Here is a 12,596-nt window from a genome sequence, read left to right as displayed (position 1 = left end):
CAGCAATGGCGAAGAAGGCTTTCGACAAGATCATGGCCGGGCTGAAGGATGCCCAGGCCATCGCCGCCGGGACGGCCGACCCGGCGACCTACCGCGTTCACGTCCCGGCCACGATCGACGTCAGGACGATTCGCCGCCGGCGCGGACTGTCGCAGCAGGCATTCGCCGATCGCTACGGCTTCAGCGCTGCCGCAGTGCGAGATTGGGAGCAGGGCCGCAGGGCGCCCGAAGCCGCAGCGAGGTCGTTCCTGCTGGTGATCGACCGTGAGCCGGATGCCGTCGACCGGGCGCTGGCAGGCTGATCACGCCTCCAGCTCCGCAATCGCATCGTCGACCGCCGCCCAGGTCTTCGGGCCTGCGTTGCCGTCCGTGACCAGTCCGTGCGCCGCCTGGAACTGCCGCACCGCCTCCGCAGTCAGCGGGCCAAGCGCGCCATCGGTCGCCAGCTTGGGCGCCGCGCCCAGGCGGTTCAGGGCGCGCTGGAGGGCCACGGTCGAGCGGGAGCCGATAGACGGCGCGGTCGCGCCCCAAATCGCCTTGGCCTTCGCCGTCAGCGCGATGCGCTCGGCCTCATGGTTCGCCGGCTTGTCGCTGCTGGCCGAGCCACGGTTGATGGCCCGGCTCACGGAAGCCGCGTCGTCCGCGTCCGCCCAGCGGTTCAGGTTGTGCTCTGACCAGTACATGCAGGCGACGATGGCCCCAAGCGCCGGCGTCGCTACCAGATCGGGCTTCGCCAGAAGCGGCAGCCCGAGGGCCTGGCCGGCCTTGGCGTAGTTCGTGTCCCAGGTGAGTTGGATGCAGCCGCGGCCGAAGTACGGGGCGTAGCGGGCCTGGGAGCCGCCATACTCGCGCAGCGTCCGGAAGTGGTCGGTCTCCAGGCACGTCTGGGCGACGAAGTGCGCGACCCGAAGCGGCGTGTCGATCTGCCAGACAGGCAGCAGCAGCGCATAGGCCGGCGCGAGCGCATCCACCAGCGGCACGTCGGCACCGGGCGCGAGCGCCAGCATCTGGTCGGCGGTGATCATGGTCTCTCCTATCTGGGGGCGCCGCGGCGCCGGCTGTGCTGGACGGCCTTCGCGCGCCGGCTGTCGCATTCCTCGATGGCGCGATCGGCCAGTTCGCGGTCGGCCTTGCGCCCCGCCGCCATCTCCTCGGCCGTCGCCGGCAGCTCGATCGGCCGCCAGTCGATGCTGCACGTCACCGTCACGCCCTTGGGAAGCCGAGGCTCGCGCGGCGTGTCGACCGGCGCCATGACGGGCTTCTCCACGACGGTCGTGCCGCAGCCGGCCAGCAGCAGCGCGACCAGCAGGAACGCCCTCATTTCGGCCTCAGCGCCTCGATGACGCCGACCCGCTGCTCGAGCTGGCCGAGCCGGCCTTCGGTCTCCCGCTGAAAGCTCTGCCGCTCCTGGCGGCCCTCCTTGGCGGCCGATTCTGCCGCCTGCTGGCGCTGGTCTAGGAGGTCGACGCGGTTCGAGAGCGCGTTCAGCGAGGCGCTATAGGCCTCCAGCTTGCCGTCCAGCTTCGACAGGTACGCCGTAACGCCCGCGATCTGCTCAGTTGTCGCCTTCCCCTGCGCAGCGGTCGCCAGAGCCTGCGCGTCGATCTTGGCCGACAGGTCGACGTCATTCCGATCCTTGGTCGCGATCCAGGCCCCTCCTCCGAGGATCGCGGCCAGCAGCACGGACGTCATGATCTGGCCGATGTTGATCTCGGGCAGCACCCGCGGTCTCGATATCGCCATGCTGGTCCCCTCCAGGCATGAAAAAGCCCGCGCGAGGCGGGCGTGGCAGATCGCAGGGATTGCGGAAGCGCCTAGACGGCGGGGGCCTCGGCTTCGGCCTCTGGGTCAGGCTCGGGCACCGGAACCGGTGTCAAAGCAACCACCTGCGTCGCCAACTGATCGCGCTGCGTCAGGAGGTCGGCGTTCTCGGTCTCCAGATCGGTGACCCTGCGCAGTGCCGCGGCGGTCGCATCGGACATGATCTCCGACACTGCGAGCCCATCGAGCGACAGCGGCGCAGCCGGCAGGACGTCGTCCTTCAGAATCTCGCCGTCGAGCATGACGATGCGCCGCCACTGGACATGCGCACCTTTCGGCGTTCCGGCTTCGTCGAAGCGGATCAGGATTTCATAGGGGACGGTGGTATCGGAAAGGGCCATGTCTCTTCCTCACGAAACGGTCGTAGCTGTGTTGAGCCACTGCCAAACGGTGCCGTTCGACGTGGCAACGCGGTTAGATCCGGTGCCGTCTGAGACCCAGATCAACTGCGTCGCCGTCGCGGCGCTCGGCACGGTCGCAACGGTGTAGGATCGGAGCTGGAAGTGTCGGGCCGCGCTGATGACCGTGTCCGGCGTCGTGCCCATCTGGAGCGCGCCAGTGTGAGCAACACGGAGGCGCTCAAGAGGGGCTCCGGTGCCATCTGATGTAAAGATCCTGACCGACCCGGAGGGATAGGTGCCGGAGGCCAAGGTTGCGACGAAATTGATCGCAACGCCCTCGCGGACGGAGCCACCGACCACGCCCGCCGCGCTGATCGTGGCCATGGTGTCTTCGGCGCTCATGTTCGCCAGGCTGTTCACGGTTGCGCCGCGCGACTTGGCGAACAGCAGTCGCGGCGCTGTCGCATCCGCGCTGAAACGCGCAATCAAGGCCGATGCTTCGTCGCTCGTCAGGCCGAGTACCTGCAGCAACGGCGTGACGTTGGCGGCATTGCCGATGGTGGTGGTGAAGTTCGACGTCGGCGCCGACTGCGAGAAGGCGGTCGGGCCGTTGATGACGCCGCCTGCGGTTGAGGAAAAAGCGCGGGTGACTGCCATTTAGCCGTCCCTCAGGATGGTGCGGCGCATGGTCACCGAAGCAGCGATATCGGTCTGCATGGCCTGCAGCTTGTTGTCGACGGTGATCTGGAAGGAGAGGTTCGTAGAGCCCATGTCGGAGAAGGCGACGTTGCCGGCGCTGTCGACATGCACCTTCAACTCCGCGTTGTGCGTTGCCGCGGCGGCTTTCCGCCGGAGGCCGATGAGGAAGGTCCGGCCGAAAGGGGTCGCCCCGACCGTGCTCTGGTCAAGAACCGTGACCCAGGTGTTCTGCGGGAAGAGGATGTCGCTGTCGCTGTTGTAGATCCGCGCATTCGCGGCGCCGAGATAGACGTCCGGCAGCCGCGGGACGAACAGATCGCCATTGGACTCCAGGAAGAGCCGCGGCGAGCCGCTGGTCAGGTCGTATAGCAATGCCTGGGTGGGCGACGACAGGATGCGAACGCCCATGATGTCGTTGTACATGGTTGTGTTCTCACCGCCGTTGGCTCCCTGGTTGCCGCCGAAGATGGTCATCGAGTTGAGGCACAGGTCGTGCCCCCGAACGCCGCCGATCCACGGGCCCTTGACGCTGCTGCGCTGGAATGGCGTCTCGAAATCGCCCGGGATCACGTCGAAGAAGAAGCGATTGGCCGCGATGCCCGGGCGAGGATGGTCCGGGGTGATGGCGGGGTTGCCATCGTCCGCCGTCACAATGGCGGCGATCGTCGTCGTGTCGGTGCCGTTGGAGATCGTCTCTCCGACCTGAAACGGAGAGCCATTGTTGTAGACCGGGGTGTCGTGCATCACCAGGATGCGCTCCAGCCCGGCGAACCTGTATTTCGTCAGGATCTGCGCGACCGCGCTGCTCGTCTGGCCGGTGATGTTCTGATATGGGCTGAAATTGGCGTTATCGGCGACCTGCAGCTCGGACAGGTACTGGCCGCCCGTGTCCAGATCCGCGATGATGTCGCTATAGCGCGACTTGCGGAGCAGCGCGACGTTGCCCCACCGATTGCCGGCGATCCGGTCGAAATGGATGTACTGCGCCTCGACGATCGGAATGCCCGCGGCGCCCACAGTCGTCGGGCCGTCTGCCAAGAAGCCGACGTTGTTGCCGGTGATGAAGCCGCCGGTCCACCAGTTGTCCGACACCCCGAAATTGGTCGCTGTGTTCCGGATGCCGATGTTGCAGTCGAAGATGCCCCCGATTTCGAACCGGCACTGCGAGGCGCCGTTCTGCTGAGACAGCGGCGCGGTCGGGTGCCCGGAGCCATTGCCGATGCCATCGGCCAGGCGGCCATTGCCGTCCAGGTAGCCGAAGCGCCCGCGGATGTTGACCAGGTTGCCGGTCGACCCGACGCGCCCGAGCCCGATCAGCGGCTGCTTGCCCAGCACGCCGGCAACGCCGGGGGTGAAGCTGTCGTGCGCCTTGATCCGGGCATCGTAGAAATCCAGGGTGAAGCCCTGCCGGTTCTCGGCGACGGTGCTGTATAGCCCGCTGATTTCCCAGGTAGACCCGAACGCAAACCGCCCCTTCCCCGTCACACCGTTGCGGCTGTTCGCCTTGGCATAGGTCACCGCATCGCGGAACGCCTGCACACTGTCGGCGACGCCTGTCGGGTCGGCGCCAAACATCATCACATCCACATTGCCGCCGCCGGCCCCGTTCTGCAGGGCCGTGATCTCCGTCGCCGCGATCGTGAAGTTGTCCCTGGAGCCACTGAAGTTGTTGCGCACGCTCGTCGTGGTCGGGCGGCCGGTTGCCGGCTTCGTGGCATCGATCAGGTTGGGGTCGATATTCGAAGGCATATCGGTGATCCCTAAAGAATTCGAGAAATCTGGACGGAAACGCGTGCCGGATCGAATGGAGCGGGCGAGCTATTTCCGTTGTTTGTGACGATTTGGACGCCTGTCGCTGTCCGGGTGCCTGCGACAACGTAGGATTGCGCATTCTCGCCAGTCGGCGAGTGGTCAATGGTGATTGAGACGTGCGCGTGGCCGCCGCCAATACTCGGGAAACTGATCGTGTAGAGACCAGGCCCGTTGCGGACGACAGCCGCGCCGCCGAAGGTCGCGATCGTGTTGCCCGCGCCTCCAAAGGCGATCGATGCCCAGGTTGTCCTGCGCACGCCGTCGCCGCTCAGGTTGTCCAGCGTCTTGTGGGCGGCATCGACCGCAGCATTGAACTGCCCGCTGCCGTTGGCGATCTCCGGCAGGTTGCCGGAGGCGGTGCCGACGTCGCGGAGCGCGGCGCTGCCGCGGTCCGCGCCCCATGGCGAGAGCATCCGGAACGACGTCCCGATATCAACGACCTCGTAGGTCGTGCCGGTGCGGAGATCACCGATCTCCAGCAGCCCGCCATCAGTCTTCCGGATCGGCTTGGCGCCCTTCCCGTCGATGTTCAGCAGGCAGCTCGGCGAGTTATCGACATGGACGTTGAAGGTATAGATGCGCCCCGTCGTATAGGCAGCGATAGGGGGCGTCATGGCGAGGGTGTAGCTGCTTGACGTCCCGGCCGTGGTCCCACCGTATGTGGCCGCGCCTCCGATGGAGCCGTCGCCCAATTGTCGGATGACGGACATCATGTCCCGCATCGTGTCGTTGACGGTCGACGGCGCCATTCCTTCCGGGGCCCCTTTGGGCGGCGTCGCGTTGTTGTTCGCCGGAGTGGCGCTGTAATCGAGGTACGTCGTCATCCCGGCCGGGCCCCCAAACGAAGCGACCCGCTACGACGAGCGGGCCGGATGTGCTAAACTGGCGGTATGCAGGAAAATCAGGACGAGCCGCCGAAGCTCTACAGCCTCGCGGTATTCGCAAAGCCTCGTGAAGAGCAGCCCCAACAGTGGGTCGTCGACATAGACGACAACCTCCGGGACGATTGGGCCTTCAACGGCTGGCACCTTCTCCCAATCGCGACCCAAGCAGCCCTGGTACTGATACTCGCCCTGCTGCTCCGAGCAGCCCTGCGATAGGCTTCGGCTGTTTCGGCGTGAACATCAGGCGCTGAAGCTCGTCCATCACTTGGGCACGAGACTGCGGGTCATTGGCGAGCAGGCGCCGTCCGATCTCACGGGCGACATTTTCATCCATGCCTTGTGCACGTCGTGCCGCAATGCCGATACCGGCTCGCGCCATCCGTATCGGGGAGCCCGACAGGACAGCCTCTCCGGCCTGCGCCATCTCGCCGAGATTGGAAATCTGGTCTGCGTCCTCGGCCAGCCGCTCCGCCGTCTGTGAGCCGCTGCGCGCCACCCGATCGGTGCCGACCATCTGGCTTTCGCGGCGCACGGCGTCTTCAAGCGCCTCATAGCTCTGCCGATCCGGGAACAGCGGCTCAAGCCGACCCCGCATCTGCGGCGACAGCAGCCCGAGCGCCTGATTGCGCGTTTCGGTGCCGCGAGAGATCATCTCGGCAAGCTGGCGTGCGACGCCCAGCCGAGCCATGTCCTTGTCACCAGCGGACAGGCCGTTGAAGCGCCTGAGCAGCGGCTCCAGATCCGATCCGCCGCGAGCGATGGAACGGCCGAGCCACAGCGCTTCCTTGCTCTGCGCCGGGCCGGCCCAGGCAGCGCGGGCCTGCTGGTATTCAGCCGGCGCCACGTCGTCTAGCGTCTTCACATAGGCCTTGCGGACCATCTCGATGGCGCGCCCGCGCTCGTCCAGCGCCAGCTTGCCGGTGGTCGTGTCGCGATAGCCCTCCAGAATGTCATCCAGCCCACGCTTCGCAGCGTCGAGCAGACGCATATTCGGCACCGCGCCGATGACCGGGTCTCCGGCCTCGTTGAAGCCGGTGATGGCGTAGTCGCTCGGATTGAAGGACTTGTTCTGCGCCAGGGCCTCCAGGCGCTGGATCTCCAGTCCCTTCCGGATGCCCTGCTGCATGATCGGGTCCTGCAGGAAGCCCTGGATCCGGTCATTGGTGATGGCCTGGTTCTCGGCAAAGGCCTTCTCGTAGAGCGGCGCGGCCTTGGCCTTTTGAACCTGCGTCAGGTCGTCGATGGTCGTGTAGAAATCCTCCGGGGCGCCGAAGCTGCGACGGATCACGTCGCCGAGACGCTGCGGGCGCAGGGCACCCCGTGCGTCCAGAACCTCGCTGATGACCGCCCTACCCTCCCCCGGAGCCCGATAGGCCGAGCCCAGCAACCGCTGCATGTTGGGGCCCAGGTCGGCCGGTGTCATTGGCTGGCTGCCAGCGGCGTCCATTGCCTGCGTCGCGGTCTCCGGCGTCAGGCTGTCACGCCGCATGGCGCCGGCAATGAGCCGATTGGCCTGTTCGTCGGCCGGGCGCGTCCTGAACAGCGTCTTGAACATGTCCGAGCTGCGGCGGATGAGAGCCCCGGTCGCCGGGATCGCGCCGCCGAGAAGGCCGCCGACGGCGCCTCCTGTGGCCGCGCCTTCAAGCCTGTTCTCTGCGCCGCCCTCGCCGCTCAGGAAGCCGCCAGCGGCGCCCGCGCCTGTCCCCAGCCCAACGCCCTGCGCGACACGCCCAAGAAGCGATGGCGCAGCCTTGACGAGGCCGGCAACCGGAGCAGCGAGCATCGCGCCGCCGCCAAGCTGCGCAAGCATTGACATGCCGGGGTTATCGGAGGCGAAGTCGGCGTTGTCCTGCCGCGCCGTATCAACGCCCGCCTGATAGCCGCGGCCCGTTACCATGCCCGCGAGGCCGCCAAGAGCCTCATCGGCGCCGCCGAGCGTCAGGCCCTGGGCGATCTGCCCCGTGATGCGCGGGTCAAAGAGGGCGCGCATCTGCTGACGCCCATTCTCGCGGCGCCGATGAAGCTGCTCGCGGACATTAGCAAGGCCCGCGATATAGCGTTCATGCGCCGTAGGCTCGGCGGCGGGGGGCCCGTTGGTGGGTGGCGCGCTACCGTAGCGAGCCCACGGCCCGTCTGCCGGTGCCTGCTGCTGATACTTTTCCCAGGGGCCGGCCATCTACTGAACCTTCTCCCAGGAGTTCGGATCGGCAGGATTGCCGCCCTTGAAACGGTAGCCGGACTCGACTGCGCCGACCGGCGGAGCGCTCTGGATCTGCTGCTGGGACTGCTGAACTCGCGCCTCTCCCGCCATCGCCGAAAGCTGCTGACGCTCCTGGTCAGACAGGACCTGCACCCCGGCGATCTGTTTCTGGGCATCGACAGGACTGATTTCACCGGAAAGCGCCCGGTTGGCAATCTCGCTGATCTGCCGCTGCGCCCTCACCGATCGCGACAGGATCGACAGGATGGTCTGGTTCGCTCCCGGCGTGTTCGAGAGCTGCGGCAGCGTCGACTTGAACAGCTCGACGTCGCGGTCAGACATGGTGCCGGATCCGGCCATGCGCAGCGTCGGCACGATCTGGTTCGCGATGGCCTGGATGGCCTGTGCCTTATCGGCAACCTGGCCTTCGCCGAGGCCAAGGGTGCGGCCGACGTTGCTCAACCACGCCGTCGTCTCCGCGCCCGTGCCCTGCGGAGCGCTCTGCAGCAGTGTCCCGAGCTGAGATAGCTGTAGTTCACGCTGCCCGATCTGCGGAAGCTGCCCGGCGAGGTCGGCGAAGCCCTTTGCCTGCACCTCGCCGGCCGTCTTGGCGAACTGCGTCTCTCCGGCGTTGTTGACGTTGACCGTCGTGCCATTGCCGCCGATCTGGGACACCTTGCCGGTGGCGTCGATTTGGAACGGGACGCCTGCGGGCAGGCCATACTGCTGGCGTTCCGCCTCGGTAACGGGGCGTGAGCCAGGAGGCATGCCGGCAGGCGTGATGTCCTGCGCAGACCCCTGCGGCGACACGGCGACAAGGCGCCCGTTCAGCTCACGCACCTCCGGCCGCTGCGGCGTGATGCCGGCAGCCTGGAGGCGCTGATCCGGCGTGAGAGTGGACGGATCGACGCCGAGCAGGTTGAAGTTGCGGCCAAGCTCGGTCTGCTTCTGCTGCGGGGAGCCGATGGCCGAGAACTGCGTCGGGTCGTTCTTGTTGACCGCGATCGGGTTGCCATTGGCGTCCTGTGTGATCTGGTAATCCGGCACCTGTGGCGTGATGAACTGCCGTGAATTGGGGTCATATGCCCGGCCGCCGATGTTCATGACGTCCTGCGGCGTCATGCCGGCGGCCAAGACGCGCCCCACTGCCTCGGGACCGCCAAGGGCATAGAGCGATGCCAATTGCGGATTGCTCTTGGCGAGCCCCTGGAGTGCCGTCTGCTGGCGTTCCTGCTGCGCATCCTGCTTCCGCTGACGCACGGCGCCCTGGATGGCCTGACCGCCCAGCAGTCCCCAATCCTGCCGCCCCGAGCCGGCAGCGGCCAGCGCCGCGCCGATACCAGACAGCCCGGCCCCCAGCTTGTCCTGCCAAGTGGGCTGTGCGGTCGCCAGAAGCCCCTGCGTGACCTCCGGAGGCAGATTGAGCAATCCCTGACCGGCCATTCCATTACCCCCAATCGGCTGCGCTGGCGCCGGGTTGCTCGCTGCGGCCGAGATGACATCGCTCCCGGCGCCCCCATATAGCGTGTCGGCACCCTGCCCTCCGGCGATCTGGTTGGCGTACCGCACACGGTTCTCATAACCGCTGGCCTGCGTCGGGTCGCCGCCGGGGGACCATCCAGAAGGGCGCTCAAAGCCCAGGAAAGCGGTAGCGGCTTCTGCCGGCGTCTTCGCCGTCTGCAGGAGCGCCCCCGTCTTCCCCTCGCTGGTGCGCAGCTCCTGGTTCAGGAAGTCCAGCTGCGTGTATGGGTCGTTGACATCCTTGCCGACCCTGCGGGCATAGTCACGAAGGGCCGTCATGCGCCCCTGTCCCGGCTGCGGATCGCGCCAGCCAGCTAGGCCAAATCCGGTGCCATTGTCATGAACGGCGGTCGGATTGAAACTGCTTTCCTGCTGCAGGTTCCCCAGGATGCCGGCAGCAGCCGCTGGTGACCATCCGAGCTTTTGCAGATGGAGCAGCCCGCGGCCAGGAGTGAAGGGGGTCATGTCGCGGCCTCAGAGGAACATAGAGGCGCCCTGGAGGCCGAGCCCCAGCGCCTGCAGCCAGGGGCTCTGACCGCCGCCGCTGGTCCGTGTCGTGCCACCAATGCCCTGCATTCCGGACAGCGCAGAGTTATACTTGCCTGCCAGATCCAGCAGATACTGATTGGCGGAAAGCTGCTGCCCCTGGCGCTCCTGACCGACCTGCCCCAGGATACCGCCCGGCAGCGTTGCCAGCCCGGGCGCCGACGTCATGGCGGCATTCTGACGGGCGCGCTCGTCGCTGTAGTTCTGATAGGCCAGGCTGCCGGCGGTGTCGCTCAGGGCGCCGGCAAGCGTCTTCTCGGCGCTGTTGCGGGCGTTGGCGTAGAGACCAGACCCCGCGCGGCCCGCCTGCAGGAACGTGGCGTCGATGCCAGGCGCAATCTGCTGGTTGAACTGGTCAACCATCGGCTGCGTCGCCTTGGAATACATCTGCTGGAAATACGGGTTGCCCGCCGACAGGAAATTGCCCTGTACCGTCTGGTTCGCCAGCCCGAGCGAGTTGTTCAGCAGCGAATTCGGATCGGTCGCCTGGCTCGTCAGCGCCCCCCAGCCCTGCTGCGTCGCCGGGTCGATGCCGGGGAAGCCAGCACTCCGCGCGGCATTGTAGCCGTGGTCGGCCGCCACTGCGGCGTTGTGCAGTTGGTCGGCGACGCCGCTCCACGGCTCGCTCTTCGTCTTCTGGGTGCCGCCGCCGTTCATAGGTCCCTCACCAAGTACGAGCCGACCGCTCGGATGCCCCGTTCAGTCCTCAACCAGCCGGGCCGCCCCCGGACCTCAAGTCTCGTGCACCCGCGGGCCTTGGCTCCCGTCGCGATATGTCGCTGGATCTCCACGACCTCTTCCAGGTCACCGCCGGCCAACCAGATCACGCAGGCCTTCACGCGCGGGTAATTCAGGATCTCCGTCACCAGCGCGCTCTTTTCTCCCAGCCAGAGCTGAGAAGAGCCCGTTGCCAAGCAGTCCAGCACATCGGCTGGCCAATGAGTGCCGGCCATCTCGATTGCTGGCTTGAGCCGCGGGAGTGCCTTTTCCCAGGCCATAGCCAAAGCCCGCCGATTGGCGTGATCGACCGGTTCAGCCGAGAACGACATACCGGAACGTCTGGTCGGTGAAGGCCGCAGACGGATGCACGATCAGGATTTCGCCATTCTGGTTAATCTGGACCAGCATGCCGCCCGCCTGTGCCGCATATGCCGACGCCGTCAGCGGCATCAGGCCGATGAAGCTGGACGTCGACGCAAGCGGATCGATCACGGTCGTCACGACCACGTTCGGCGTCAGCGTGAACTCGCGCACCGAGTTGAGCTTCCCGTCGCGGACCTCATTGACCACCTGGTTGACGTCCCGCTGCCCGGAGGTCGGATAGAGCTTGCGAAACGTGGTCATGTCAGGCCGCTCGGCTGCGCCATCACGTCAACGCCGGTCGCCTGGGACCAATTGCCGGCGATCTGCATGCGAACCCGATGGAATCGGGCATCGATGATCGGATCGAATTTGCAATCTCCGGCACGGGTTGGAGACTCCGCGGCGCTGAGCGACACGTCTTCCCACTGGTTGTCGCGATAGCCGACCTGAACCGTGGGCGATCCATCGCATAGCGGGCGCACCGACTGCAGCAACGCACGCAGATCGCCCCCAAGCGTCGCCTCGCCAGTTTCGATCGCCGCCGGCAGAGGAGCGCCGTTGAACAGGCCGAACTCATTGGCGATGGTGAAGGCGCCGAAGTAGACGGAGCCCCCGGCCCAGCGCTGGCTGTCCAGCGAAGCCGGAAGGGCGTCGATCGACGTAGAGACGGTGTCAAGCTGGTCCAGCGAGAGAGGCTGGGACAGGAAGGTCACCAGAGAACGCAGCGACTGGCGGATGATGCTCCATCGATCGGTCACCCAATTGTAGAGCAACAGCGTGTCCGGATTTCCGTCCGGCGTGTCGACCGACACGAAAGAGAGCGCATAGATCTGCCGGGTCGGATCCATCGACGCCGACATGTTCAGGAAATTCGAGGGCTGCGCATTGACCTTGAACCACCTGTCGATCTTGCCGGCGCCGATCGGCGTCACGGCCGCGCCGTCGCAGGCGTAGAAGCCATCCTCCGAATAGAAGATCGTCATCTGCCCGTCAGTCGCCACGCTCCCCGGCGCGATCGTGCCGCGATTGCGAACGATCTCGTCGAACTGGAACACGACCGGCGGCCCGACATAGGTCATGCGGTAGATCGATTTCCGGCAGATCACCAGGCCGTATTCGCCCCCGACGCCGCCAAGGATTTCCTCACCTGTCAGCAGATCCTGGAAATCGCTTTGCGTGGTCGGGTCCGGCGTCCAATCGCCTGCCGGGCCGCCAGCAGCCGAAGACGGTGACCAACGCACCCGCAGCGGCCTCTGACCGTCAATATCGAACGTGTTCAGCGCAACCAAAAACTCACGCACCACCATCAGATACTTGGCCCTGGGCGCTGTTGCCGACACGTCGGCGAAGTCGGTCGATGTCCCCATCGTGTATGTCTGGATGGGATCGGCGTAGTTCGTGGCCAGAATATCATAGCCGTACTGCGTGAACTTCCAGAACGTCTCGGCCGGGGTGTTGTAGCCACCGGATTTCGACACGTCGTCCCAGCCGGCCGCGCCCTGCCGATAGAGCTTGCCGGCCGTGCCGGCGAATGAGAACGCGATGCCCGTCACCGACTTGCCGGAGATCCCGCCGAGAGCCGCGCCGTCCAAGGCGGTCGTCAGCGGAGACAGGGCCTGCCAGGAGCCGTAGTGACTGTCCGCCGTCGACTGCGGGACGACGTTGGTCGCCACCGTCAACCCGCTGCTA

General features: G+C 66.2%; 13 protein-coding genes. 1 reads left to right on the top strand and 12 read right to left on the bottom strand.

The window, feature by feature from the left end; genetic code table 11:
- Window positions 1–5: 5 nt before the first annotated feature.
- A complete protein-coding gene (locus BWR60_RS09650; RefSeq protein ID WP_088150800.1) occupies window positions 6–302 on the top strand; it encodes a helix-turn-helix domain-containing protein in 297 nt (98 codons plus the stop codon).
- Here BWR60_RS09650 and BWR60_RS09645 read toward each other — a convergent pair whose 3' ends face one another.
- The 12 genes from BWR60_RS09645 to BWR60_RS09585 form a co-directional block, all read right to left on the bottom strand.
- The gene (locus BWR60_RS09645; protein ID WP_144445573.1) at window positions 303–1,025 is read right to left on the bottom strand and encodes a peptidoglycan-binding protein; all 723 of its coding nucleotides are present in this window, start codon (window positions 1,023–1,025) and stop codon (window positions 303–305) included.
- A gap of 8 nt (window positions 1,026–1,033) precedes the next feature.
- Complete coding sequence (locus BWR60_RS09640) at window positions 1,034–1,321, bottom strand: hypothetical protein (protein WP_088150798.1); 288 nt, start codon at window positions 1,319–1,321, stop codon at window positions 1,034–1,036.
- Window positions 1,318–1,722 carry a hypothetical protein gene (locus BWR60_RS09635; protein ID WP_088150797.1) on the bottom strand — a complete coding sequence of 135 codons (405 nt, stop codon included), beginning with the start codon at window positions 1,720–1,722 and terminating at the stop codon, window positions 1,318–1,320. Before BWR60_RS09635 ends, BWR60_RS09640 begins: the two co-directional genes overlap by 4 nt.
- Before the next feature lie 92 nt (window positions 1,723–1,814).
- Window positions 1,815–2,162: a hypothetical protein gene (locus BWR60_RS09630; RefSeq protein ID WP_088150796.1), complete on the bottom strand. Its 348-nt coding sequence runs from the start codon at window positions 2,160–2,162 to the stop codon at window positions 1,815–1,817.
- A 9-nt stretch (window positions 2,163–2,171) separates the two neighbouring features.
- Window positions 2,172–2,819 carry a hypothetical protein gene (locus tag BWR60_RS09625; protein WP_088150795.1) on the bottom strand — a complete coding sequence of 216 codons (648 nt, stop codon included), beginning with the start codon at window positions 2,817–2,819 and terminating at the stop codon, window positions 2,172–2,174.
- Window positions 2,820–4,610 (bottom strand): hypothetical protein, encoded by a 1,791-nt coding sequence (locus tag BWR60_RS09620; protein ID WP_088150794.1) that lies wholly within the window; start codon window positions 4,608–4,610, stop codon window positions 2,820–2,822.
- 11 nt (window positions 4,611–4,621) lie between these two features.
- Window positions 4,622–5,497 (bottom strand): hypothetical protein, encoded by an 876-nt coding sequence (locus tag BWR60_RS09615; RefSeq protein WP_144445572.1) that lies wholly within the window; start codon window positions 5,495–5,497, stop codon window positions 4,622–4,624.
- Between the two features lie 190 nt (window positions 5,498–5,687).
- Complete coding sequence (locus tag BWR60_RS09610; RefSeq protein ID WP_144445571.1) at window positions 5,688–7,733, bottom strand: hypothetical protein; 2,046 nt, start codon at window positions 7,731–7,733, stop codon at window positions 5,688–5,690.
- Window positions 7,734–9,743: a phage tail tip lysozyme gene (locus BWR60_RS09605; protein WP_144445570.1), complete on the bottom strand. Its 2,010-nt coding sequence runs from the start codon at window positions 9,741–9,743 to the stop codon at window positions 7,734–7,736. It lies immediately after the preceding gene.
- A 9-nt stretch (window positions 9,744–9,752) separates the two neighbouring features.
- Window positions 9,753–10,481 carry a hypothetical protein gene (locus tag BWR60_RS09600; protein ID WP_088150790.1) on the bottom strand — a complete coding sequence of 243 codons (729 nt, stop codon included), beginning with the start codon at window positions 10,479–10,481 and terminating at the stop codon, window positions 9,753–9,755.
- 375 nt (window positions 10,482–10,856) lie between these two features.
- Window positions 10,857–11,168 carry a hypothetical protein gene (locus BWR60_RS09590; RefSeq protein WP_088150788.1) on the bottom strand — a complete coding sequence of 104 codons (312 nt, stop codon included), beginning with the start codon at window positions 11,166–11,168 and terminating at the stop codon, window positions 10,857–10,859.
- Window positions 11,165–12,580 carry a hypothetical protein gene (locus tag BWR60_RS09585; RefSeq protein WP_144445569.1) on the bottom strand — a complete coding sequence of 472 codons (1,416 nt, stop codon included), beginning with the start codon at window positions 12,578–12,580 and terminating at the stop codon, window positions 11,165–11,167. Before BWR60_RS09585 ends, BWR60_RS09590 begins: the two co-directional genes overlap by 4 nt.
- Window positions 12,581–12,596 lie beyond the last annotated feature (16 nt).

The organism is Inquilinus limosus (genome assembly GCF_002195995.1).
GTDB classification, from domain to species: domain Bacteria; phylum Pseudomonadota; class Alphaproteobacteria; order DSM-16000; family Inquilinaceae; genus Inquilinus; species Inquilinus limosus_C.
Note: the sequence above shows the minus strand (reverse complement) of the source record. Positions and strands in the feature narration are given on the sequence as shown.